The following is a 24,294-nucleotide window of genomic DNA, read 5'->3' as shown; positions in this document are numbered from 1 at the left end:
GCGGCTAGGCTTTACGGTTCAGCTCAACCACTTCGGCATCCAACTGTGCCAGTTTGGCTTTCATCAGATCATAACAGTGCTGTGACAGCTCGCGGATATTCTCTTTGCTGTAGCCTTCGGTGCTGATGGGAGGCAACACTTCGACAATCACATGGCCGTTATTCCAGCGGTTGAATTTAAGCTTATCGGTCGAGCTGCACACGATAGGAATAATTGGCACACCCGCACCAATCGCCGCATGGAAAGCGCCAGCTTTAAACGGCAATAAACCGCGACCACGTGAGCGCGTACCTTCCGGAAACATCCACACCGAAACATCGCTCTGTTTCATCGAATCAACCACTTGATCAATGGTGCCTTTGGCTTTGGCTTTGTTGGCGCGATCAATCAGGATATTGCCCGTCAACCAATAGAGCTGACCAAACAGTGGCATCCACGCGAGACTTTTCTTACCGACGGTGACCACTTTTGGCGTTACCGCTTTAGAAACGGTAAACAGATCCCAGTTATTCTGGTGGTTAGCAATATAAATGTGCTGACCACGCTGATCGACATCGGCCGGAGCGCGGTATTCAAGCTTAATGCCGAACACTTTCGACATCGCCGCAAACTGCTTACCAAAGGTATAAACGTGTTTAGGGTTACGAGGGCTCAATAAGCAGTAACCACAACCAAACACAAACATATAGACAGCGAACACTGCCACTGCCAAGATTCGCAATAACGCAATCATGCAACTTCTCCGAAGGCACTGGAAGAAAAAGGCCGAAACCCTTGGATTTCGGCCGATTCATGAATGAGGAGTTTAACGCTAGTCGCGGAAACGCTCAATATTGGCACCAAGCGCTGAGAGTTTGTCCTCAATTCGCTCGTAACCACGATCAATGTGATAGATACGATCGACAATGGTTTCGCCTTTGGCGATACAACCTGCAATCACCAGACTGGCAGAAGCTCGCAGATCGGTCGCCATCACTTGCGCGCCACTTAAACGATCGACATCACCGCAAATCACGGTATTGCCTTCAATTTCCGCTTTGGCACCCATACGTTTTAACTCAGGTACATGCATAAAGCGGTTTTCGAAGATGGTTTCAGTGATCACGCCACCGCCTTTTGCCATCATGTTCAACAGTGTGAACTGCGCTTGCATGTCGGTTGGAAAACCTGGGTGCGGCGCAGTACGTACATTGACGGCTTTTAACTCGCGCCCTGTCATATCCAAGCTGATCCAATCATCGCCACACTCAATCTCAGCACCGGCTTCTTCAAGCTTAGCTAAGACCGCTTCTAACAGATGAGCGTGCGTATTACGACACATGATTTTGCCACGCGATACGGCAGCTGCGACTAAGAAAGTACCGGTTTCGATACGATCGGGAACCACCGCATGCTTACCACCGCCAAGGCGTTCTACACCTTCAATGGTAATGCTGTCCGTGCCAGCACCAGAGATTTTCGCGCCCAGTTTATTGAGGAACATGGCGGTATCCACAATCTCTGGCTCGCGCGCCGCGTTATCCAGCACGGTAGTGCCTTCTGCTAAGGTTGCGGCACACATGATGGTGATCGTGGCGCCCACGCTCACTTTATCCATCACAATATGCGCGCCTTGCAAACGGCCATCAACGTGGGCTTTCACGTAGCCATCTTCCAAGGTAATGGTTGCACCAAGCTGTTCCAAACCATGGATATGCAGATCCACTGGGCGAGCACCAATCGCGCAACCACCCGGCAGAGAGACTTGGCCTTGACCGAAACGCGCCACTAATGGACCTAATGCCCAAATCGAGGCACGCATGGTTTTCACCAAATCATAAGGTGCGCAATATTGGTTGATTGAACCCGCATCCACATGCACCGAACCATTACGTTTCACTTTTGCGCCTAAACGCTCAAGCAGTTCCATCGTGGTGTCGATGTCACGCAGGTGAGGCACATTGGCCACTTCAACTGGCTCTTCCGCCAAAATTGAAGCAAACAAAATCGGTAGGGCAGCATTTTTTGCGCCTGAAATGGTCACTTCGCCTTGGAGTGGCTGCGTGGACCCAATAACTCGAAACTTTTCCATAAAAACCTTAAAGGGACATCAACTTCTTATTGCGTGCCCACTCTTGTGGGGTAAACGTCTTCATTGTGACCGCGTGAATATCATTGCGTTGGATGTAACCCATTAAAGGGGCATAAATCATCTGCTGTTTCTTCACGCGGCTCATATCGGCAAAACAAGCATCGACAGCGATCACTTCGTAGTGGCTGCCCTCTCCTTTGACATGAATTTCTTCGAGATTAAGAGCTTGTTGTAAAATTTGTTGGACTTGTGCACTATCCACAATTCACCTCTGCTGGTTTGGCTATGTGTTGAGACATCAGATGTTCAATATTGCTCAACTGAAACAGTGTGCGCAGCTGCTCTGGCACGAAGCTGAGCATTATATGACAGTTTATCACTTTTGCATGCTCTATTAAGTGAATTAACAGCACCATTCCCGCCGAGTCAATTCTGACAACTTGTTGCAAAGAAAGCTCGATTTGCTTCACTTGCGGCTGCCAATTTTTGAGAAAGATCCACAATTCAGGCACGGTTTCTCGATCCAACTCGCCAATCAAACTGAACTTTCGTTCATTCTCAACTAACCATTGTGGATGAGTCATTAATTTTTGCTCTCAAAACGAATGGGTTGTTTAGCCAATTGTTCTAACTCTTGTGCTACCGCTAAAATGCCATCTTGACGAATTTTTCCGTTCCACTCCGATTGCTTACTGGAAAGCAGGCTCACCCCTTCAGCGATCATATCGAATGCTTTCCACTCACCGGATTTTTCTTGGCGTAGTTTAAACTCCAGTTTGATATTCGGACGCGGCGCATCAACAATTTCGACTTTAACACTGGTGATCCGACGATCGTCTTCTAGAGGCATTTCAGGGCCAAACTCGATGGTTTGATTTGTATACTGCGTTAATACCTGTGCATAGTTGGTGACCAAGTAATCACGAAACGCTTTAACAAACTCTGCCACATCTTCACGTTTCGCGCCCTTGAGGTTCGGGCCAAGCAACTTCAGGGCGGCGTATTGATCATTCACATAAGGCATCAATTCTTCTTCCACAATCACTTTGAGGTACTGCGGATCTTGATGCACTTTCTCTTGCTCATTTTTCAGACGATCGAACGACTTTTCAGCCACCGCCTTCATCATTTGATAAGGGTTGCTACTATCAATGGTGGCCGCGGTTGCGAGCCAAGGCATGACCAGAACACTCACTAGGAGCAGGGCTTTCTTCCACATGACTTATTCCTTCTTGTCCTTATCTGATCCACCACCCACGCTGTACAGCACTTGGCCGATCAAATCTTCAAGAACCAATGCTGATTTTGTATCTTCAATGCGATCGCCATCTTTAAGCATGGCTTCGTCATCCAACACAAAACCCGGCACTAAGCTCAAATATTGCTCACCGATCAAACCTGAGGTCAGGATCTGTAAGCTTGAGTTTTCAGAAAACTGGTTATATTGGCTATCGACCGCCAACGTCACGGTAGGCAGTAGGCTTTTTTTATTGAGTGCAATCGACTCAACCCGTCCAACCACGACACCACCGACTTTGACTGGCGAACGCACTTTCAAGCTACCAATGTTGTCAAACTCCGCCGTCAGGCGATAAGTATCGCTAGCACCCAGACCTTTCACGTCAGCGACCTGAAAAATCATCACCAAAATCGCGCAAATTCCTGCGAGTACAAAGCTGCCAACCCAAAATTCAATTTTTCGTGTTTGTTGCATGATCAGTTCCCAAACATCAATGCGGTTAGAACAAAATCTAGCCCAAGTACGGCCAGTGATGAGTGCACTACGGTGCGGGTGGTGGCTCGGCTGATCCCTTCTGAAGTGGGGATCGCGTCATAACCGTTAAACAGAGCAATCCAAGTCACGGTAAACGCAAACACCACACATTTGATGGTGCTGTTACCGATATCTTGACCTAATTCGACCGAGGCTTGCATGGCTGACCAGAAACTGCCGTGATCAATCCCTTTCCAATCGACACCCACCAATTGACCACCCCAAATACCAACCGCCATGAAAATCATCGCCAACAGCGGCATGGAGATAACGCCGGCCCAGAAGCGTGGCGCAATAACGCGTTTCAGTGGGTCAACCGCCATCATCTCCAAACTGGATAATTGCTCGGTCGCTTTCATCAAACCAATTTCAGCAGTTAAGGCGGAACCAGCACGCCCAGCAAACAGCAGTGCCGTGACTACTGGGCCTAATTCACGCAGCAATGATAACGCCACCATTTGACCTAGGCTGGTTTCAGCACCGTAATCAACCAGAATCACATAGCCTTGCAAGCTGAGCACCATGCCAATAAAAAGACCCGAGACAATGATGATGGCCAAAGACTGCACGCCAATGCTGTACAACTGACGGACTAAAAGAGGGAAATGACGTACCGGCTGCGGACGCCCCACCAGTGCACCGAACAACATCAAACTCGCACGGCCAAAAGTTTCACTGACCGCTAGCGTGCGTTGCCCGACTGAGCTGACCCATCGCATCACATCATTTAGCACTAAACAGCTCCTGTTCTATCGGCTGGGCAGGAAAACGAAATGGCACAGGTCCATCTGCATCGCCGCATAAAAATTGTTGTACGCGCGGATCGGGATTATCACGCAGCGCTTGTGGTGTACCCTGAGCGATCACCTTACCATCTGCCAACAGATAAACCCAATCTGCAATGCTCATGACTTCAGGCACATCGTGCGATACCACCACAGACGTCACCCCCAAGGCTTGGTTGAGGCTGCGGATTAATTCCACTAACACGCCCATGGTGATGGGGTCTTGCCCCACAAACGGCTCATCAAACATAATCAATTCAGGGTCGAGCGCAATCGCACGCGCCAGAGCGGCTCGGCGCGCCATTCCGCCTGACAGTTCGCTCGGCATTAAATACGCGGCACCACGTAAACCCACGGCCTCTAATTTAAGAAGTACCAAGGTTTTGATCATGGATTCATCGAGCTCGGTATGTTCACGCAGCGGATAAGCCACATTGTCAAACACATTAAGGTCGGTAAAGAGTGCGCCTGATTGAAACAGCATGCTCATTTTTTTACGCGCGCGGTATAGTTTGCGACGACTGAGAGTAGGAATGTTGTCACCATCGAACCAGATCTCACCCTGCTCAGGCAACAGTTGACCACCGATTAAGCGTAAGAGCGTGGTTTTACCTATCCCTGAAGGCCCCATAATCGCGGTTACTTTGCCTTTGGGGACATGCAGATCGATGTCATCAAAAATCACGCGCTGCGAGCGCGAAAAACGCAATTTTTTGATGGTGACTAAGTCAGATTCAGACATATGGGCACTTCACTGTTAGGTCGACATCCTGAAAGAATGCGCATGATAATGCACAATATGATGCAATTAAAAGCACGCTTCAATGCATGCTTGGGTTCTTGACCGAGATTTGTCAAAGCCATGTCTCGCATTTTGCACCATAGAAACAAGATAAAAGCCCTCATCCAGCATAGTCGATAGCATACCGAAGGCCACGCAAACACAAGCTTTAAAGGCTGACGCTTATCATGACAAACAGGCAAAATCGGAAGGAGATAAGGATAATTAATTGGAACTTCGACTTCCCTTTTCATACCCAACACGTCAAAATTGGCGGTCAATTTTCTGCCTAAACGGCTAAAGATGCCTAACCGTGCGCAAATTCGTCCATTGATGGAGGTGCTTGCTCTGTCTAAGAGTCGACACTCTTAGCGTTTGTGCATCCAACCCGAAGGCCTTTGTTTTCATTTTATTACTTGGGAATCAACATGCTTATTGAAGCGATGGTCTTTCTGTTTATTGGTCTCGCAATCCTAGTTTGGGGCGCGGACAAATTGGTGTTCGGATCTGCGGCATTAGCTCGCAATATTGGCATTTCCCCTTTAGTGATCGGTATGACTATCTTAGCGATGGGCTCCTCAGCACCCGAGATGATGGTTTCCGCCACCGCAGCCCTAGAGGGTAAAACCGATACCGCTGTGGGTAACGTCCTGGGTTCAAACATTGCCAATATCGCTTTGATTTTAGGTATCACCGCGCTTGTTAAGCCGCTCTCAGTTGGCTCGGCGGTGTTACGTCGAGAACTGCCGATGATGATTGGTGTGACTCTGATTGCCGGTGCGATTTTGTGGGACAATCACCTTGGTTTCTATGAAGGTATTTTACTGATCGCCCTGTTTGCTGCCTTTATTTTGGTCATGCTGCAAGTGAGCCGCAAAGAGAAGCAAAACGGCGATGCCTTGCTGGATGAACAAGAATCGGAGATTCCGGTTGGCGTCAGTAACCCGAAAGCCGCATTTTGGGTAGTAGTCGGTCTCATTCTGCTACCGATTGGCGCAGGCATGCTGGTCGATAACGCGGTGGTGATTGCCAAGCATTTCGGGATGAGCGATCTGGTGATCGGCTTAACCATTATTGCGGTGGGCACCAGCTTACCTGAGCTTGCTGCCTCATTGGCGGGCGCGCTTAAAGGCGAAGATGATATGGCGGTCGGTAACATTATCGGCTCAAACGTTTTCAACATTTTAGCGGTGATGGGCTTACCGGGTTTACTTAACCCTTCTCTGCTTAGCCCTGAAGCCATGAGCCGTGACTTTTGGGTGATGCTCGGTGTATCTCTGCTGCTGGTTGCGGTCGCTTTAGGTAAAAAACGTCAAATCACTCGCTTAGAAGGCGCACTCCTACTGTGCTCTTTCATCGGTTACATTACTTACCTATTAATCAACATCTAAGTGGTTGAATATTTAAGTTAATGAATATCGCAGAGTATTAAAGAGGAAACTTGAGGATGCCCCATTCATTTGATTACCAAACGGTCGCTAAACAAGTGCTGGCAACCGAAATCCATGCATTGCAACAACTAGAACAGTACATCAATGACGATTTTGCACGTGCTTGCGCGATGATTTTGGCCAATCAAACGGGCAAAATAGCGGTGATGGGGATGGGCAAATCAGGCCACATTGGTAAGAAAATTGCCGCAACCTTAGCCAGTACAGGAACGTCTGCCTTTTTTGTACATCCGGGTGAAGCTTCACATGGGGATCTCGGGATGATTGAGCGTGGCGATATCGTACTCGCCATCTCTAATTCCGGAGAATCATCAGAAATCCTCGCCCTGCTTCCCGTGCTCAAGCGCTTGAGTATTCGCGTGATCAGCATGACAGGCAACCCCAACTCTAATATGGCGAAATTGGCCGATATCCATCTGCAAATCACCGTACCGCGTGAAGCTTGCCCGTTAGAGCTTGCGCCAACCTCAAGCACCACCGCCACTCTTGTAATGGGCGATGCGTTGGCGGTGGCTCTGATGCAAGCACGCGGTTTTACCGCAGAAGATTTTGCTTTGTCTCACCCAGGTGGCGCACTTGGGCGTAAACTCTTGCTCAAACTCAATGACATCATGCACAGTGGTGACGCACTGCCTAAAGTGGCACCACAAGCCTTGATCCGAGATGCTTTGCTCGAAATCAGTCAAAAAGGGCTTGGTATGACGGCCATTGTCGATGAACAAGACACTCTACTCGGTATTTTTACTGACGGTGATTTACGGCGCATTCTTGATAAACGCATCGATATTCACAGCACTGTGATTGCCGATGTGATGACGCGCCAACCAACCGTTGCTCAGCCTAATTTACTGGCGGTAGAAGGATTGAATTTAATGCAGGCCAAACGCATTAATGGCCTGATGCTCGTTGAAAATAATAAATTGGTCGGCGCACTGAACATGCACGATCTACTCAAAGCCGGAGTGATGTAATGAGTTCAACCGTCTCAACCTTGTATGGAGAAGTGGAACCTTCACTGCTGGAGATTGCCAAACAGATCAAACTGCTGATTTGCGATGTCGACGGTGTGTTTTCTGACGGCTTAATTTACATGGGTAACCAAGGCGAAGAGTTAAAAACCTTCCACACTCGTGATGGTTATGGAGTGAAAGCTCTAATGAATGCGGGGATTGAAATCGCGATCATTACTGGCCGCCGCTCACAAATTGTTGAAAATCGCATGAAAGCGCTAGGCATTTCACTGATCTATCAAGGTCAGGATGATAAAGTGCAGGCTTATTATGATATTTGTCAGAAATTGGCCATTGCTCCAGAGCAGACTGGCTACATTGGCGATGACCTCATCGATTGGCCTGTAATGGAAAAAGTCGCACTGCGCGTGTGTGTGGCCGATGGCCATCCACTGCTGGCACAACGCGCTAATTACGTTACCCATATCAAAGGCGGTCACGGCGCCGTGCGCGAAGTGTGCGATTTGATTTTGCAAGCGCGTAACGAATTGGATGTTCATAAAGGCTTGAGCCTATGAGTTTGTCGCGCATTGCTTACGTTGTACTGTTGTTTATTGCTTCTTGGTCGCTCTATTACTTATTGGGACAAGAACAAGACAGTAAGATTCAGGTGGCTCCCAATTTGGAACTGCCGATGTTCAGTGGCGAGAACTTAGAAAATATTTCTTATAACGAACAAGGTATCCGCAACTACGTGATCACTTCGATTCATCTGGATCACTATGCGAAAAGCGGCAATACCCTGTTTAAAGCGCCGATACTCAAAGTGTATCGGGAAGGTACATTACAAGAGTGGGAAATCACCGCACGCAGGGGCATTTTGAGCAAAGATCAGGTGCTGACCTTATATGACAACGTATTGGCTAAAAATCTACTCCCAGACTCCGGCTTTGATACCCTCACTACTAGCGAGATGAGTATCCAGCTCAAAAGCCGTGACTTCTGGGCAGATAAACCGGTCGAACTGCGCGGCCCACAATTTGAAACACACGGTCAAGCGATGAAAGGCAACTTTGCTGATCATTCGGCTGAACTTTATAACCAAGTACAAGGTAGATATGAAACGCTCACACCTTAGTCTTATTGCTTGTTTGCTCGCCTCGACTCAGGCTTATGCACTCTCTACCGACAGAGAACAACCAGTTTATATCGACTCAGACAGTCAACAACTGGATATGAAGAGCAATCGTGTCACCTTCTTAGGCGATGTAAAACTCAAGCAAGGCAGCATCAACATCAATGCCGACAAGTTGATCGTGATCCGTAATGCTGAAAACGGCAAAATTGAAGAAATCGAAGGCTACGGCAACGTCGCAACCTTCTCGCAACTGACTGATGAAGGCAAAACCCTGTATGGTGAAGCCAAAGAGCTGTACTACAAAGTTCGCGACGATGAGCTAGTGATGATCAATAAAGCCATGTTGTCACAAGATGACAGCGAAATTCGCGGCAGCAAAATCCGCTACAAAATCAGCTTGCAGAAACTGATTGCCGATAGTGATGGCAAAGGGCGCGTCTCTACCGTTCTTCAACCACAAGCAGTACAACAAGAGTAACCATGGCCATTCTAAAAGCACAGCATTTAGCTAAGAGCTACAAAAAACGCAAAGTGGTTTCTGACGTCAGCTTACAAGTTGAGTCAGGTCAGATTGTTGGCCTGCTTGGCCCCAATGGCGCGGGTAAAACCACCTCATTTTACATGATTGTCGGCCTTGTCGCGCGCGATGAAGGCACCATCACCATTGATGACAACGACATCAGCATTCTACCGATGCACAGCCGTTCACGGATGGGCATTGGTTATCTGCCGCAAGAAGCGTCGATCTTTCGCAAGCTCTCGGTCGAAGACAATATCATGGCCGTCCTGCAGACCCGCGAAGAACTGACCCATGAGGAGCGTCAGGACAAGTTGGAAGATTTGCTCGAAGAGTTCCACATTCAGCACATTCGTAAAAGCGCTGGGATGGCGCTCTCTGGCGGTGAACGACGCCGAGTGGAAATCGCCCGCGCTCTGGCGGCTAACCCACAATTTATCTTGCTGGATGAGCCTTTTGCTGGCGTTGACCCAATCTCGGTCATCGATATCAAAAAAATCATCGAACATCTGCGCGATCGCGGTCTAGGTGTCCTCATCACCGACCACAACGTGCGTGAAACGCTCGATGTGTGTGAAAAAGCGTATATTGTCAGCCAAGGACGTCTGATTGCGGAAGGTACGCCACAAGATGTTCTCAATAATGAACAGGTGAAGCAGGTTTATCTCGGTGAACAATTCCGTCTATGATTAAAACAGAGTAGAGTTCAATCAATACTAACAATAACAAGGCATCCATTACTGCATGAAACCGTCATTACAGCTCAAGCTAGGTCAACAGCTAGCCATGACTCCTCAGCTCCAGCAGGCGATCCGTCTGTTGCAGCTTTCGACGCTGGATCTGCAGCAAGAAATTCAGGAAGCATTGGAATCTAACCCCTTGTTAGAGGTGGAAGAGAACCAAGACGATGCGCCATCGCTCGATAGCGTACGTATGACGGAAGAAAGCTCACACGAGCCCGAGGAACTCTACGAACCTGAACCTCAGGATAGCTCGGATCTGATTGAAAAATCTGAAATCAGCGCTGAATTAGAGATGGATACCACTTGGGATGAAGTCTACAGCGCCAATACCGGCAGTACGGGGCTGGCACTCGATGATGATGCCCCCATCTACCAAGGTGAAACCACCCAAACCCTGCAAGATTATCTTCACTGGCAACTCGACTTAACTCCCTTTAGCGACGTGGATCGCACCATTGCCGTGGCGCTTATCGATGCCATGGACGACTACGGTTATTTAACCGTCTCACTAGAGGAGATCCAAGAGAGCCTGCACAGTGATGAAGTTGAGTTGGATGAGATTGAAGCCGTACGTAAGCGCATTCAGCAGTTTGACCCTTTTGGTGTGGCATCACTCAATCTGCAAGACTGCTTGTTGCTGCAACTCACCACCTATCCCTGTGATACCCCTTGGCTGGAAGAAGCACGTTTGCTGCTCTCACAGTACATCGATGATTTAGGAAATCGCGATTACAAAACCATTCTGAAAGAGACTAAGCTCAAAGAAGAGGACTTGCGCGAGATCCTGCAACTCATCCAGCAGCTCGACCCACGCCCCGGCAGTCGAATTGCCCAAGATCACGCAGAATACGTCATTCCTGACGTATCAGTTTATAAAGAACAAGGTCGATGGCTGGTCACCATCAACCCAGATAGTGTGCCTAAACTGAAGATCAATCAGCAGTATGCCGACCTGATGCGCGGTAATAATGCGGAGAGCAACTACATCCGTACCAATTTGCAAGAGGCAAAATGGCTGATCAAAAGTTTAGAAAGTAGAAACGAGACACTGCTCAAAGTTGCCAAGTGCATAGTTGAACACCAACACGATTTCTTCGAGTATGGAGAAGAGGCGATGAAGCCGATGGTGCTCAACGATGTGGCGATGGCGGTGGAAATGCATGAGTCAACGATTTCGCGTGTCACTACGCAGAAATACATGCACACCCCACGCGGCATTTTTGAATTGAAGTACTTTTTCTCCAGCCACGTCAGTACCGACAATGGCGGAGAGTGCTCGTCCACTGCGATCAGGGCGCTGATCAAAAAACTGGTGGCGGCGGAAAGTCCAGCCAAACCACTCAGTGACAGCAAGATCGCAACCCTACTGGCTGACCAAGGTATCCAAGTCGCGCGGCGAACCATCGCCAAATATCGTGAATCACTTGGCATCTCCCCATCAAGTCAGCGTAAACGCCTGCTATAGGCCTAAACTAGAGAAGGAAAGTCTATGCAAATCAACATTCAAGGCCACCACATTGATCTTACCGATTCAATGCAAGACTATGTTCACTCCAAATTTGACAAACTTGAGCGTTTCTTCGACCACATTAATCACGTTCAAGTCATTTTACGTGTTGAAAAACTGCGCCAGATCGCCGAAGCTACGCTCCACGTAAACCAAGCTGAAATTCACGCCCACGCGGACGATGAAAACATGTATGCCGCCATCGATAGTTTGGTGGATAAATTGGTTCGACAATTGAATAAGCATAAAGAAAAGCTAAGTAGTCATTAATCATGCAATTGAGCGAAGTACTTTCATTGGACTGCACCAAAAGTGCAGTCCAATGTTCTAGTAAGAAACGAGCACTAGAAATCATCAGCGAAATCGCTGCCCTTCATACTGGCCAGAATGCCACCGAACTGTTCGAGTGCATGTTAAGCCGTGAAAAAATGGGCAGTACGGGCATTGGTAACGGGATCGCCATCCCACACGCACGCATGTCCGACAGTGAAAAAGCCGTCGCCATACTATTGCAGTGTGAAGAGCCGATTGAATTTGATTCGATTGATAACCGCCCGGTCGATCTCCTATTTGCTCTCTTGGTTCCAGAAGATCAGTGCAAAGAGCATTTAAAAACCCTCGCTTGCATGGCAGAACGCCTCAACGATAAACAGATCCTCAAACAGCTTCGCAATGCAGCAAGCGATCAAGAACTGTTTAACATCATGGTTAACCAATAGCAGGCAAACAGTATGCGTTTGATCGTGGTCAGCGGACAATCGGGAGCCGGTAAGAGCGTCGCTCTTCGAGTACTCGAAGACCTTGGTTACTACTGTGTCGATAACCTGCCCGTCAGCCTGCTGACAGCCTTTATCCAATCGGTTCAAGGCAGTCAACAAAACGTGGCGGTCAGCATTGATATCCGCAATCTGCCCAAAGAACCAAGCTTGGTACAAGATGTACTCGACCAGCTCAAGCAGAACAACGATGTCAGCATGCTGTTTCTCGACGCCAGTAAGGAGACCTTGCTCAAACGCTACAGTGAAACGCGGCGCATTCACCCCCTCTCTCTCAGTCAGAGCAAGCCTTCACTTGCACAAGCCATTGAGTTAGAAAAACAGTTGCTTGGCCCACTCAAAGAGCAAGCAGACTTGTTGCTCGACAGCAGTAACCAGTCGCTGCATGAGCTGAGTGAAACGGTGCGAATGCGGATTGAAGGCCGTGAGCGCAAAGACCTTGTTATGGTGTTTCAATCGTTTGGCTTTAAGTACGGTTTACCAACCGATGCCGACTATGTGTTCGATGTGCGCTTTCTCCCCAATCCTCATTGGCAGCCCGACCTGCGCCCGCTGACGGGACTGGATGCGCCCATCAAATCTTTCTTGGAAGGTCATAGCGAAGTGATGGAGCTGAAACAACAGATCCAAAAATTCTTCGAATACTGGTTGCCCATGCTTGAGAAAAATAATCGCAGCTATCTCACCATTGCGATCGGTTGTACTGGCGGCAAACACCGCTCAGTCTATCTGACACAACAGATTGGCGAATACTTTGCCCAACTTGGTCATCAGGTACAAATCCGCCATACTTCATTGGAAAAACAGCAATCCTAGGAGTCCACCATGCCACAATTGAGCCAAACCGTTCTCATCCAAAACCGCCTTGGTCTGCATGCGCGCGCAGCCGTCAAATTGGTGCAATTGGCTCAATCCTTTGATGCAGTATTGACCGTACAGAGCCAAGATGGCCGTGAAGCGACTGCCGACAGTGTGATGGGACTACTGATGCTGGAATCGGCGCAAGGACAAAATGTGGTGATCTCCGCAGAAGGCTCGCAAGCCGAACAAGCACTACAGGCCGTTTGTCAGCTTATCGAACAAAAATTTGATGAAGATGAGTAAGGCTCATCACTAGGAACCTATCGCTAAGCCCCACCCGCTAGCCCTATCAAGGCAAAGAAGAGTAAAGAAATCCTTCTCCCTTACTAAGATCTTATTAAATAAGCGGGTAAATTAAGTTACCATGCTGACCATTATTCCAATTCCAACCTAGGGGGAAGCCATGGCCGAGCAGATCGAATTTGACCAAGCTCACCTCACCCTCCAAGAAATCACTGAAGCCTTAGATAATGGCCGCTTTGTCCATGTCCGTCGCCAACTGCAGGACATGGAGCCAGAAGATATTGCTCATCTGCTGGAAGCCTCACCACGTAAAGCGCGTGAGGTATTGTGGCAACTGACTGACCCGGAAGATTACGGTGAAATCCTTGACGAGCTGAATGAAGACGTTAAGGATGCGCTGGTGTCGAAAATGGCACCGGAGAAGCTCGCCGAAGCGACCGAAGGTATGGACATCGATGATGTCGCCTACGTATTGCGTAGCTTGCCGGATGATGTGTCACGCGAAGTTCTGTCCCAAATGGATGCCGCGGATCGAATGCGGGTCGAGACCGCTCTCTCCTATCCGGAAGATACCGCCGGCGGTCTGATGAACACCGACGTGATCACCATTCGTGCCGATGTAGATGTCGACGTAGTGCTGCGTTATCTGCGTATGAAAGGCGAACTACCAGAAGCCACCGATGCGCTGTATGTAATTGATGATGAAAGCAAACTGATTGGCCATCTTTCCCTTGTCTCTCTGCTCACTACCCAACCGGATGTGCCGGTCAGTGAAGTGATGGACGATGCGGACGAAGCGATCAAAGTCGATATGAAAGACTCGGACATCGCCAATCTGTTCGAACGGCGTAACTGGGTTTCTGCCCCTGTGGTGGATGAAAATCAGCATCTGGTTGGCCGTATAACCATCGATGACGTGGTCGATATTATCCGTGAAGACGCCGAACACTCGATGATGAGTATGGCGGGTATGGATGATGATGAAGATACCTTCGCGCCTGTCGTCAAATCGGCGCGCAAACGCAGTATTTGGCTCGGTGCCAACGTACTGGCCGCCCTTGCTGCGGCTTCGGTTTCGAACATGTTTGAAGCGACTCTCGAACAAATGGCAGCGGTTGCTGTGTTGATGACCATAGTGCCATCCATGGGCGGCGTGGCCGGTAACCAAACCGTGGCACTGGTGATTCGGGGGCTGGCACTCGGTCACATCGGTGACAGTAACAAACGCGAATTGCTGATGAAAGAAGCTGCAATCGGCCTACTGAATGGCATTACGTGGGCATTGATCATCGGAGCCATCGTCGTGGTGTGGAAAGGAGAATGGATGCTTGGCGGGATCATTTCCGCGGCGATGATGACCAACCTCATCGTGGCCGGCATTGCTGGAGTAAGCATTCCTATTTTGCTGAAAAAGATGAATATCGATCCTGCTCTCGCTGGCGGGATGGCGCTCACCACTGTCACGGATGTGATTGGATTATCCGTCTTTCTCGGTTTAGCGACGTTGCTGCTTGCCAGTTAGTTTCCGATTTCCAAATCTTTAATCCACAAAAAAGCCGACTTTCTGTCGGCTTTTTCATTCAATAGCTCAGAGCTTACTCGCCCGCGACCTTCATTGATTCAATCAAAATAGAACCGGTTTGGATCTGGGAGCGCGTTTCGATATCACTGCCCACTGCGACAATCTGCTGCAACATCTGCTTGAGGTTGCCCGCAATGGTGATTTCAGAAACAGGGTATTTGATTTCACCATTTTCTACCCAGAAACCAGCCGCACCACGTGAGTAATCCCCCGTCACCACATTCACCCCTTGTCCCATCACTTCGGTCACCAGCAAGCCGGTACCCAGCTCTTTGAGCATCTGTTGGTAGTTTTGACCGGTCGATTTCACATACCAGTTGTGAATACCACCCGCATGACCGGTTGGAGTCATGTTCATTTTACGCGCGGCGTAGCTGGTCAGTAAGTAAGTTGCCAACACACCATCCGTGATAATTTCCAGATCTTGGGTACAAACCCCTTCACTATCAAATGGGCTGGAAGCCAAACCACGCATCACATGCGGACGCTCACTGATATTGAACCACGTTGGCAGAATGGTTTTGCCAAGATGATCGAGTAAGAAACTCGATTTGCGATATAAGTTGCCACCGCTGATCGCCATCACCAGATGACCGATTAAGCCCGTCGCCACATCTGCCGCAAACATCACGGGGAACTGACCCGTTTTCAGCTTTTGCGGATCCAGACGGCTCACCGTATTTTCCGCCGCTTGCAAGCCAACGCTTTCTGGCGTCCATAAATCGTCACGGTGACGCGCCACGGTGTAGCTGTAATCACGCTCCATTTCACCGTTGCGACCTTCACCAATCACACTACAGCTAATGCTGTGGCGACTGGAGGCATAGCTAGCCAGCAAACCGTGGCTGTTGCCGTAAACACGAATGCCGAAATGGCTATCGTAACTACCGCCATCGCTTTGCTTAATTTTCTTGCTGTAGCCTAAGGCCGCACGTTCTGCCGCAATAGCAATTTGCGCCGCGACATCAGGATTTGGCTCATCAGGATGGAAGAGGTCAAGATCAGGAATATCCTGCACCATCAATTCTTTCGGCGCAGGGCCGGCATAAGGATCGGCCGAAGTGTACTGAGCAATATCCAGCGCAGCTAATACGGTTTGTCGAATCGCTTTTTCACTCAAATCCGATGTTGAAGCGCTGCCTTTACGCTGAGCGCGGTACACAGTGATACCCAAAGCACCATCGCTGTTGAATTCAACATTCTCAACTTCACACATGCGGGTCGAAACACTTAACCCCGTGCTTTTGGTGATCGCCACTTCAGCCGCATCCGAACTCGCCGCCGCCATCTCTAATGCTTTGGCAACCGCAGCTTCCAGCTCTTGACGCTGCAGCGCAACTCGCTCTTTTACATCCATATTTCATTCAACCATTGGTTATTGATGTTATTAGGATAACAAGAATTTCGCTTTCTCCCCACGATTCTTGCTAAAATAGCCGACATAAGTAACTCATCATGATGAAGAATATGGCACGTAAAAACCAAAAAGCCCCTTGGGAAGAGGAAGAAGAGATCATTTGGGTCAGCAGAACCGAATTGAAAAATGACATGCTGGCTCTACAAAAACTCGGCGAAGAGCTGGTTGAATTAAAACCTTCCGCGTTAGCCAAATTCCCACTGCCAGAAGATCTGGCCGAAGCGATCAAAGATGCGCAGCGTTTTAAAAACGAAGCTCGTCGTCGCCAGTTGCAATACATTGGCAAACTGATGCGCCATATCGACCCGGAGCCGCTACAAACGGCGTTGGATAAACTGCGTAACAAACATTCACAAACTACTGCATTGCTGCACAAACTGGAGCAACTGCGTGATCGCATCGTTGCCGAAGGGGATAGCGCGATTGAAGTGGCGATGGAGCAATATCCAGAAGCGGATCGTCAACGTCTGCGTCTGTTAGCGCGTCAAGCCAGCAAAGAAAAAGCGGGCAACAAGCCGCCAAAATCGTCTCGCGAGATCTTCCAACTGCTCAAAGAAGCGATGTTGGCAAAACAAGAGATCGAAGAAGAGAGTGAAGACGATCTGGATTCAGCGGAATAAAACGCGAGGCCGCAAGCCATCTCGTTTTAACCAACAGCATCAAAAAAGGTTAGCGCAAGCTAACCTTTTTCTTTACGGTCGATGTATATCCGTTCACTCAGCGTCATTTCGGCTCACTCAGTGCCGCCGCCACAAACTGAGCCAGTTCAGGATGAGGATGCTGCGCTGTCACTGCCTGACAATCACTCACCACTTGCACTTTACCTTGGCTCAAAAATGCGATTTTGCTGGCGATGGCACGCGCATCACTAAGATGGTGGGTCACCATCACTACAGTGCGCTGCCGCTCACTGGCTAATTGTTTCACCAAAGCAAGCATCTCTTCACGCAGCAAAGGATCGAGCGCCGAAAATGGCTCATCAAGCAACCAAATCGGATTCGGCTGCACAAAACAGCGCGCGAGTGCCACCCGCTGGCGTTGCCCGCCGGAAAGTTGCTCAGGTAAACGATCTAGGTAGTCGGCAATTCCTACTTGCTGAGCGGCAGCAACCACTTGCTGTTTCTGCTCAGCGTTCAATTTGAGGCCTGGATGTAAACCTAAGCCGATGTTTTCACGCACGGTAAGATGGGCAAACAGGTTGTGCTCCTGAAAGAGCATTGAAAACGGACGTTGATAAGGCGCTAAACCGAGTACCGACTGATCATTGACCTTGATGCTGCCGCTGACGGGTTCGATAAAACCCGCGACCAGACTCAACAAGGTAGATTTACCCGCGCCACTGGGTCCCATCAGCGCAACAATGTCGCCATCAGCCACGTTCAGATCAAACTCGAACCATTCGTGCTCATATTCGTAACGCACTTTTTCTAGAGCTAACATGCTTTTCCTCATTAGCGCTTGGTAAGCGGACGCTGGGCAAACAGCCGCTCAATCACATAAAACCAACCCACACTCATGATCAGCATAGCCAACGCCACTACCGCCGCAGTATCCATCTGATAGCTGCCGAGCAGTTGATACAGATAGAGCGGCAGAGTGCGAAAATCTTGGCTGCCAAACAGGGCAATTGCGCTTAAATCCCCCATCGAGAGCAGAAAACCGATCGCAAACGCATGGGAGAGAGGCTTACGCAGCGCGCGCCACTCCACTAAACGAAATCGACGCCAACCAGACATGCCTAAACTGGCGCACAGCAATTCATATTGCTGTGCCAAGTGCCACATAGGTTGGCTCAAGGTTTTTACTACATAAGGCAGCGCCATTAGCGCGTTGACTGCGACCACAATCCAGTAAGCTAAACTAAACACATCGGTGATATTACGCAGCAGTAAAAAGAGTCCGGTACTCACCACTAATCCCGGCGTCACCAGAATTAAAGTCGCGATCCACTCCACGCCATTCGCGCGGCGATGGGCCGCTTTCAACCGCAAGGCTCGGCTGGTGAGTAACATCGCAACGCCACTGGCCAAAGCCAAGCTACTGGCTAAGCTCGCCACTTGCAAAGAGTGGCTGACTGCAGACCAAAAATCACCGCTCGTCAGTACCTTGCCTAGCTTTGAATTGAGACCTGCCAGCACAACCATCACTAATGGTGGCAATACCAAGGCACATGCAGCGACAATCCAGCTCGCATCCCAAACTTTGGCGCGCCATGAATCACGTATCCAACGCTCAGTCACCTTGCTCGCAGCACTGTTCATGGGTCGGGAATGGGAAAAACGCTGCAGGGTAAAAGTCAGTAAGGTACACAGCAACATCTGCCAAATCGCCAATAACGCGCCAATTTGCAGATCGAAATCGAATTTGATCGCTTGGTAGATCGCGAGCTCAATGGTGGTTGCTTTAGGCCCGCCGCCGAGCGCCATCACGGTTGCAAAGCTAGTAAAGCAGAGCATAAACACTAAGCCCGCCACGTGCGGCAGTTGCTGACGCAGGCGCGGCCACTCGACCCACTTAAACTTCTGCCAACGGCTCATGCCGAGATGGGCACACAGCTTATGCTGCTCACTGGGGATCGCTTCTAAACTTTGCAGCAGCAAACGACTGGCATAAGGCAAATTAAACAGCACATGGGCGAGCAAAATACCGTTAAAACCATAAATGGAAAACGGCAGCGAGAGCCCGACACTGTGCAGCGTTTTGGCCAAAAAACCACTATTACCGTAAATCGCGATTAAACCAAAAATCGCCACCAGTACGGGCAAAACCAGCGTCATCGCGAACAGTTTCAGTAGTAAATCACGACCGGGGAAACGGCGCTGACTGAGGGCATGAGCAACCGGAATTGCCAACCCCACACTGAGCACGGTTGACCAGAAGGCTTGATAAAAGCTGAACTGGGTAACATGCCGATAATAGGCATCTTGCCAGATCAGATTCAGATTGAGCGGTGGCGCTTGCCAGAGCAGCGCCGCTAATGCTGCGAGGACAAAAGTCGCGACACCAGCCGCGACCCAGAAGCCTAATTGAGGAGTTCGATTCAACGCTTAACCTTAAAAGCTCAGCGCTTGCTGCCACTCACGAATCCATGGCTTACGCATTTGCGCGACTTCCTGTGCGCTGAAGGAAAGAGATTGTGTTGGTACCGCCAAAGTATCAAACCCTTTGGGCAGTTCAACCGCCGTCACTGGATACATCCAGTTACCCGTTGGGATCACGCTTTGGAACTCATTACTCAGGATAAATTGCAGGAACTTGTCCGCCAGCTCGCCATTTTTAGTGCTTTTGACTTTGGCGGCGACTTCAACTTGGAGGTAATGCCCCTCGCTGAAATTCGCCGTGGCAAAACGTGCATCATTTTCTGCAATCAAATGATAGGCTGGCGATGTGGTGTAAGAGAGCACCAGATCCGCCTCTCCACCGAGAAACATCGAGTAAGCTTCTGACCAACCTTTGGTCACGGTGACCGTTTTGCTCGCCAGCTGCTTCCACGCTTGTGGCGCTTGGTCGCCATAGACAGATTTCATCCACAGCAGTAAACCCTGCCCGGGCGTTGAAGTGCGCGGGTCTTGGTAGATCACTTTCAGATCATCACGTTTTTCCACCAGCTCTTTTAAGCTGGTCGGTGGGTTAGTCAGCTTCTCTTTGTTGTACACAAAAGCGAAATAACCATAATCATAAGGCACAAACGTGTTGTCACTCCAACCGTTGGGTAGAGTCACCTTGCTGGTATCCACACTGTGAGTCGCCAATAAACCGGTTTGCTTGGCTTCTTCGATAAGGTTGTTATCCAGCCCCAATACCACATCCGCTTTGCTGTTGCTGCCTTCCAAACGCAGACGGTTAAGAATCGACACGCCATCATCCAAAGCGACAAATTGCAGATCGCAGCCACATTGTGCTTCAAACGCTTTTTCAATCGCAGGTGCAGGCCCCCATTCGGCGGCAAAAGAGTCGTAAGTGTAAACGGTGAGGGTTGGTGCAGCAGACGCTGCTGAGGCAACACATAAGGTTGCTAACGCAACCGCAGTCAGTTGAAATTTCAAGGCTCGCTCTCCTTAATGAGCGGCACAGGCTTGAGGGAGGCAGAGAATCGTCCATTATTCCATTCTGCAAACCTAGCTCAATTCCTACGCCAGCATTATCTGGTTCAGGTTCAACCGCGAACATCGCAGTCATTGCGGGTCCCAAGCAGTGCTTGATCTCAGCGCCATTCGGATGAATGGGTGGCCCCCCGTGAGTGGGTTGGATTGTAATGGGAAATCTTGTAATTAGCCAGTGGCGGAAAATCGCGACTGGCCATGTCATGACTCGCCGCGCGCGCGTTGATCATAACCCCAACGCGGCACGAGCGCTTGTTCGATACCAAGATGATCGAGAATGCGCGCCACCATAAAATCGACCAGATCGTCAATCGATTGTGGCTGATGATAATAGCCCGGCGCAGCAGGCATGATAGTAACGCCCATGTGCGAGAGCTTAAGCATATTTTCCAGATGCAAAGTGGAGAATGGCGTTTCACGTACCACCAACAGCAGTTGTCCACGCTCTTTCAGCACCACATCAGCGGCGCGTTCAATCAGATTATCTGACATGCCATGGGCAATTGCGGCCACACTGCCAGCCGAGCATGGACACACCACCATCTGCCTGGGGGCGGCCGATCCCGAAGCCACTGGCGAAAACCAATCTTCTTTTCCGCACACCACCAACTTATCACTGGCGCAGCCCAGATGCTCCACCAAAGCCGCTTGCGCCGCTTCAGGGTTGGCGGGCAGTTTCAAGCCATGCTCGGTCGCCAGCACGACTCGCGCCGCCGAAGAGATCAGTAGGTACACCTGATAATCCGCTGCCAACAAGCATTGCAATAAGCGCAGCCCGTAAGGCGCTCCGGAAGCGCCAGTCCAAGCCAAAGTAATGGTTCGATTGTTGTTCATGCTCACCTTAAATTATTTCTGTTGCAGTGCTGCGAGCAGCTTGCCATGAATGCCTTCAAAGCCGCCGTTACTCATTACCAAAATCTGGTCACCGGCTTGGGCTTCTTTGGCAATCATAGCCACAAATTCATCCATATTGGTGCTCACTTGCGCAGGCTGTTGACACTGTTTAGCGACCTCTTCCACCGACCAAGGAATGTTAGACGGTTGGTAAAGGTAAACGGAATCGGCGCTGTGCAGCGAAGCGGCCAAGGTTTCTTTATGCACGCCCAGCTTCATGGTGGCAGAGCGCGGCTCGAGTACGGCGATGATTTTCTTATCGCCCACCTTGTTACGTAAACCGCCGAGCGTAAGTTCAATCGCCGTTGGGTGATGAGCAAAATCGTCGTATACGGCTATTCCGTTGATTTCGCCTTTCAGCTCTAAGCGGCGCTTGGTGTTGACAAACAGCCCCAGCGCTTCACAAGCCAGCTCTGGCGCAACCCCGACATGACGCGCCGCGGCAATCGCCATCAGTGCATTACTGACGTTGTGATCGCCAACTAAGCTCCAATTCACTTGGCCTACACGTTCCCCTTTCAGCAAAACATGGAATTGAGAACCATCGGCGGTGATTTTTTCCGCTTGCCACTCACCTTGCTCACCACTGAACTCGGTTTCGCTCCAACAGCCACGCTGTAAAACATCGGCTAAAGCGGCATCTTGTTTGGGCGCAAGAATCCGACCATTACCCGGCACAGTACGCACTAAATGGTGAAATTGACGCTTGATCGCCTCTAAGTTATCGAAAATATCGGCATGATCGAACTCTAGGTTGTTCATCACTAACGTGCGCGGATGGTAATGCACGAACTTAGAACGCTTATCGAAAAAAGCACTGTCGTATTCGTCGGCTTCGACCACAAAAAACATGCTCTCCCCCAAACGCGCTGAAATACCGAAATTACCCAACACACCACCGACTAGGAAACCCGGTTGATAGCCGCAGTGCTCTAATACCCATGCCACCATACTCGATGTGGTGGTTTTGCCATGCGTTCCCGATACCGCAATCACCCAGCGATCATGCAGCAGAAAATCTTGTAGCCACTGCGGGCCTGAGGTGTAGCGCAGGTTGTGGTTGAGCACGTATTCCACACAAGGGTTACCACGACTCATTGCGTTGCCAATCACCACCAGATCAGGCTTGGGCTCAAGTTGAGCTGGGTCAAAACCTTCAATGATCTCGATGCCTTGCGCCTCTAACATGGTACTCATTGGCGGGTAAACATTGGCATCGCTGCCGGTAACTTTATGGCCCAATTGACGCGCTAACATCGCGACGCCACCCATGAAAGTGCCACAAATTCCCAAGATATGAATGTGCATAAAAACCCAGCCTTTTTACTGTGCAATTGGAATGACTCCATTATCCCGATCCGCTCGGCAAAAGCGAGTGCGTCATTTCAGCATGATGTAAATACAAAATTGTCGACAATCAAAGTGAGATCTCCGTCGCTTAGTTCAATACCCGTAAAAAGATCTAAGTTTTACAATCCACACCAGACAAGATGCATAGTGCAATCGATTCCACCAGAGGATCCCATCATCTTGTTCAGCCCGTTCGTTGCATTAAAGCAAAGAGAACGCAACAAACTGGTATACCCCCGACCAAAAATAGTGTTAAGGAACCAACATGCAGAAAATGCGCACCCTCGGTGAATTTATTGTTGAAAAACAACATGACTTCCCCCACGCCAGCGGTGAACTTTCCTCTCTTTTAGCCTCGATTCGTTTGGCCGCCAAAATCGTCAACCGCGAAATCAATAAAGCGGGATTGGCAGATATCATTGGCGCGTCAGGCAATGACAACATTCAAGGGGAAGAGCAACAAAAGCTCGACCTGTATGCCAACGAAAAATTCAAAGCCGCACTGGAAGCACGCGATCAGGTGTGTGGTGTGGCGAGTGAAGAAGAAGATGAAGCGGTCGCATTCAACAAAGAGCTCAACAAAAATGCCAAATACGTGGTGTTGATGGATCCACTCGATGGCTCTTCTAATATCGACGTCAACGTCTCTGTCGGTACGATTTTCTCAATTTACCGCCGCGTTTCGCCAGTCGGCACACCGCCGACTCAGGAAGATTTTCTGCAACCGGGCAATAAACAAGTCGCTGCCGGCTATGTGATTTACGGCTCATCGACCATGTTGGTGTACACCACAGGCAATGGCGTGAACGGTTTTACTTACGATCCTTCGCTCGGTACTTTCTACCTATCCCATGAAAGTATGCGCATTCCGGCAAACGGTAAGATTTACTCTATCAATGAAGGTAACTACATCCGCTTCCCGACAGGCGTGAAAAAATACATCAAATTCTGCCAAGAAAATGTGCCAGAAGATGGCCGCCCCTACACCTCGCGCTACATTGGGTCATTGGTGGCCGATTTCCATCGCAACCTGCTTAAAGGCGGTATCTACTTGTACCCAAGCACACAAAGCCACCCGAACGGTAAGCTGCGTCTGCTTTATGAATGCAACCCGATGGCGTTTTTGATTGAACAAGCGGGCGGTTTGGCTTCTGATGGTGTGCATCGCATCATGGACATCAAACCGACTGAATTGCATCAACGCGTTCCTTTCTTTGTCGGTTCTAAGAACATGGTGCATAAAGTCCAAGAATTTTTAGAAACTTACCCTGATTAAGCCAATTCGCGCCGCTCAATGCGGCGCTTTTTCTCGTTGTCAGCTTGGGGATCCTTTATTTTGAGAGTAAACTCA

General features: G+C 49.5%; 28 protein-coding genes. 14 read left to right on the top strand and 14 right to left on the bottom strand.

Annotated features, from left to right (window positions below):
- Positions 1–4: 4 nt before the first annotated feature.
- The 8 genes from CEQ48_RS06440 to mlaF all read right to left on the bottom strand — a co-directional run bounded on the left by CEQ48_RS06440 (position 5) and on the right by mlaF (position 5,372).
- A complete protein-coding gene (locus CEQ48_RS06440; RefSeq protein WP_198301219.1) occupies positions 5–733 on the bottom strand; it encodes a 1-acylglycerol-3-phosphate O-acyltransferase in 729 nt (242 codons plus the stop codon).
- 78 nt (positions 734–811) lie between these two features.
- On the bottom strand, positions 812–2,071 hold the full coding sequence (gene murA / locus CEQ48_RS06435) for a UDP-N-acetylglucosamine 1-carboxyvinyltransferase (protein WP_089070673.1): 1,260 nt from the start codon (positions 2,069–2,071) through the stop codon (positions 812–814).
- 7 nt (positions 2,072–2,078) lie between these two features.
- Complete coding sequence (gene ibaG / locus CEQ48_RS06430; protein ID WP_000376481.1) at positions 2,079–2,333, bottom strand: BolA family iron metabolism protein IbaG; 255 nt, start codon at positions 2,331–2,333, stop codon at positions 2,079–2,081.
- Positions 2,326–2,655, bottom strand: a complete 330-nt coding sequence (locus CEQ48_RS06425; protein WP_089070672.1) for an STAS domain-containing protein — start codon at positions 2,653–2,655, stop codon at positions 2,326–2,328. The genes ibaG and CEQ48_RS06425 overlap by 8 nt, the downstream gene beginning before the upstream one ends.
- Positions 2,655–3,290, bottom strand: coding sequence for a phospholipid-binding protein MlaC (gene mlaC / locus CEQ48_RS06420; RefSeq protein ID WP_089070671.1), 636 nt, complete (start codon positions 3,288–3,290; stop codon positions 2,655–2,657). The genes CEQ48_RS06425 and mlaC overlap by 1 nt, the downstream gene beginning before the upstream one ends.
- A gap of 3 nt (positions 3,291–3,293) precedes the next feature.
- Positions 3,294–3,785, bottom strand: coding sequence for an outer membrane lipid asymmetry maintenance protein MlaD (gene mlaD, locus CEQ48_RS06415; protein WP_089070670.1), 492 nt, complete (start codon positions 3,783–3,785; stop codon positions 3,294–3,296).
- 2 nt (positions 3,786–3,787) lie between these two features.
- A complete protein-coding gene (mlaE, locus tag CEQ48_RS06410; protein WP_080004243.1) occupies positions 3,788–4,564 on the bottom strand; it encodes a lipid asymmetry maintenance ABC transporter permease subunit MlaE in 777 nt (258 codons plus the stop codon).
- A 4-nt stretch (positions 4,565–4,568) separates the two neighbouring features.
- On the bottom strand, positions 4,569–5,372 hold the full coding sequence (mlaF, locus tag CEQ48_RS06405; RefSeq protein WP_089070669.1) for a phospholipid ABC transporter ATP-binding protein MlaF: 804 nt from the start codon (positions 5,370–5,372) through the stop codon (positions 4,569–4,571).
- Positions 5,373–5,839: 467 nt separating this feature from the next.
- On the opposite strand from mlaF, the gene CEQ48_RS06395 reads away from it, so the two are divergent.
- The 12 genes from CEQ48_RS06395 to mgtE all read left to right on the top strand — a co-directional run bounded on the left by CEQ48_RS06395 (position 5,840) and on the right by mgtE (position 15,119).
- Complete coding sequence (locus CEQ48_RS06395) at positions 5,840–6,802, top strand: calcium/sodium antiporter (RefSeq protein ID WP_089070668.1); 963 nt, start codon at positions 5,840–5,842, stop codon at positions 6,800–6,802.
- 56 nt (positions 6,803–6,858) lie between these two features.
- On the top strand, positions 6,859–7,833 hold the full coding sequence (gene kdsD, locus CEQ48_RS06390; protein ID WP_181710728.1) for an arabinose-5-phosphate isomerase KdsD: 975 nt from the start codon (positions 6,859–6,861) through the stop codon (positions 7,831–7,833).
- Complete coding sequence (kdsC, locus tag CEQ48_RS06385) at positions 7,833–8,390, top strand: 3-deoxy-manno-octulosonate-8-phosphatase KdsC (protein WP_000099768.1); 558 nt, start codon at positions 7,833–7,835, stop codon at positions 8,388–8,390. The genes kdsD and kdsC overlap by 1 nt, the downstream gene beginning before the upstream one ends.
- Entirely contained in the window at positions 8,387–8,950 is a 564-nt protein-coding gene (gene lptC / locus CEQ48_RS06380) for an LPS export ABC transporter periplasmic protein LptC (RefSeq protein ID WP_089070666.1), read from the top strand. The genes kdsC and lptC overlap by 4 nt, the downstream gene beginning before the upstream one ends.
- The gene (gene lptA / locus CEQ48_RS06375; protein ID WP_181710727.1) at positions 8,931–9,428 is read left to right on the top strand and encodes a lipopolysaccharide transport periplasmic protein LptA; all 498 of its coding nucleotides are present in this window, start codon (positions 8,931–8,933) and stop codon (positions 9,426–9,428) included. Before lptC ends, lptA begins: the two co-directional genes overlap by 20 nt.
- Positions 9,429–9,430: 2 nt before the next feature.
- Positions 9,431–10,156 carry an LPS export ABC transporter ATP-binding protein gene (gene lptB, locus CEQ48_RS06370; protein WP_000996178.1) on the top strand — a complete coding sequence of 242 codons (726 nt, stop codon included), beginning with the start codon at positions 9,431–9,433 and terminating at the stop codon, positions 10,154–10,156.
- A gap of 55 nt (positions 10,157–10,211) precedes the next feature.
- Positions 10,212–11,675: an RNA polymerase factor sigma-54 gene (locus tag CEQ48_RS06365; protein ID WP_089070664.1), complete on the top strand. Its 1,464-nt coding sequence runs from the start codon at positions 10,212–10,214 to the stop codon at positions 11,673–11,675.
- 24 nt (positions 11,676–11,699) lie between these two features.
- Positions 11,700–11,987, top strand: a complete 288-nt coding sequence (gene hpf, locus CEQ48_RS06360; protein ID WP_001166643.1) for a ribosome hibernation promoting factor — start codon at positions 11,700–11,702, stop codon at positions 11,985–11,987.
- A 2-nt stretch (positions 11,988–11,989) separates the two neighbouring features.
- Positions 11,990–12,436 carry a PTS IIA-like nitrogen regulatory protein PtsN gene (gene ptsN, locus CEQ48_RS06355; protein WP_089070663.1) on the top strand — a complete coding sequence of 149 codons (447 nt, stop codon included), beginning with the start codon at positions 11,990–11,992 and terminating at the stop codon, positions 12,434–12,436.
- A gap of 12 nt (positions 12,437–12,448) precedes the next feature.
- The gene (rapZ, locus tag CEQ48_RS06350; RefSeq protein ID WP_089070662.1) at positions 12,449–13,309 is read left to right on the top strand and encodes an RNase adapter RapZ; all 861 of its coding nucleotides are present in this window, start codon (positions 12,449–12,451) and stop codon (positions 13,307–13,309) included.
- Positions 13,310–13,318: 9 nt separating this feature from the next.
- A complete protein-coding gene (locus tag CEQ48_RS06345; protein ID WP_001135899.1) occupies positions 13,319–13,597 on the top strand; it encodes an HPr family phosphocarrier protein in 279 nt (92 codons plus the stop codon).
- Positions 13,598–13,757: 160 nt separating this feature from the next.
- The gene (gene mgtE, locus CEQ48_RS06340) at positions 13,758–15,119 is read left to right on the top strand and encodes a magnesium transporter (RefSeq protein ID WP_089070661.1); all 1,362 of its coding nucleotides are present in this window, start codon (positions 13,758–13,760) and stop codon (positions 15,117–15,119) included.
- Between the two features lie 73 nt (positions 15,120–15,192).
- Here mgtE and pmbA read toward each other — a convergent pair whose 3' ends face one another.
- The gene (gene pmbA / locus CEQ48_RS06335) at positions 15,193–16,536 is read right to left on the bottom strand and encodes a metalloprotease PmbA (RefSeq protein ID WP_089070660.1); all 1,344 of its coding nucleotides are present in this window, start codon (positions 16,534–16,536) and stop codon (positions 15,193–15,195) included.
- Positions 16,537–16,646: 110 nt separating this feature from the next.
- Between pmbA and yjgA the strand changes: the two genes are divergently transcribed.
- Positions 16,647–17,216, top strand: coding sequence for a ribosome biogenesis factor YjgA (gene yjgA, locus CEQ48_RS06330; protein ID WP_000101582.1), 570 nt, complete (start codon positions 16,647–16,649; stop codon positions 17,214–17,216).
- 103 nt (positions 17,217–17,319) lie between these two features.
- Here the strand turns inward: yjgA and thiQ are convergent, their stop codons facing one another.
- From thiQ to mpl, 5 genes are all read right to left on the bottom strand, one after another.
- Positions 17,320–18,036, bottom strand: a complete 717-nt coding sequence (gene thiQ / locus CEQ48_RS06325; protein WP_089070659.1) for a thiamine ABC transporter ATP-binding protein — start codon at positions 18,034–18,036, stop codon at positions 17,320–17,322.
- 11 nt (positions 18,037–18,047) lie between these two features.
- Positions 18,048–19,640, bottom strand: coding sequence for a thiamine/thiamine pyrophosphate ABC transporter permease ThiP (thiP, locus tag CEQ48_RS06320; protein ID WP_089070658.1), 1,593 nt, complete (start codon positions 19,638–19,640; stop codon positions 18,048–18,050).
- A 9-nt stretch (positions 19,641–19,649) separates the two neighbouring features.
- Positions 19,650–20,642, bottom strand: a complete 993-nt coding sequence (gene thiB, locus CEQ48_RS06315; RefSeq protein WP_000671912.1) for a thiamine ABC transporter substrate binding subunit — start codon at positions 20,640–20,642, stop codon at positions 19,650–19,652.
- Positions 20,643–20,900: 258 nt separating this feature from the next.
- On the bottom strand, positions 20,901–21,533 hold the full coding sequence (locus tag CEQ48_RS06310; RefSeq protein ID WP_181713427.1) for a flavin prenyltransferase UbiX: 633 nt from the start codon (positions 21,531–21,533) through the stop codon (positions 20,901–20,903).
- Positions 21,534–21,545: 12 nt separating this feature from the next.
- Positions 21,546–22,901, bottom strand: coding sequence for a UDP-N-acetylmuramate:L-alanyl-gamma-D-glutamyl-meso-diaminopimelate ligase (mpl, locus tag CEQ48_RS06305; protein WP_089070656.1), 1,356 nt, complete (start codon positions 22,899–22,901; stop codon positions 21,546–21,548).
- A 307-nt stretch (positions 22,902–23,208) separates the two neighbouring features.
- Here mpl and fbp point away from each other — a divergent pair, with 307 nt between their 5' ends.
- Entirely contained in the window at positions 23,209–24,219 is a 1,011-nt protein-coding gene (gene fbp, locus CEQ48_RS06295) for a class 1 fructose-bisphosphatase (RefSeq protein ID WP_089070655.1), read from the top strand.
- Positions 24,220–24,294: the final 75 nt, after the last annotated feature.

This window comes from Vibrio tarriae (genome assembly GCF_002216685.1).
GTDB lineage: Bacteria > Pseudomonadota > Gammaproteobacteria > Enterobacterales > Vibrionaceae > Vibrio > Vibrio tarriae.
This window is presented reverse-complemented; position numbering and strand designations above follow the sequence as displayed.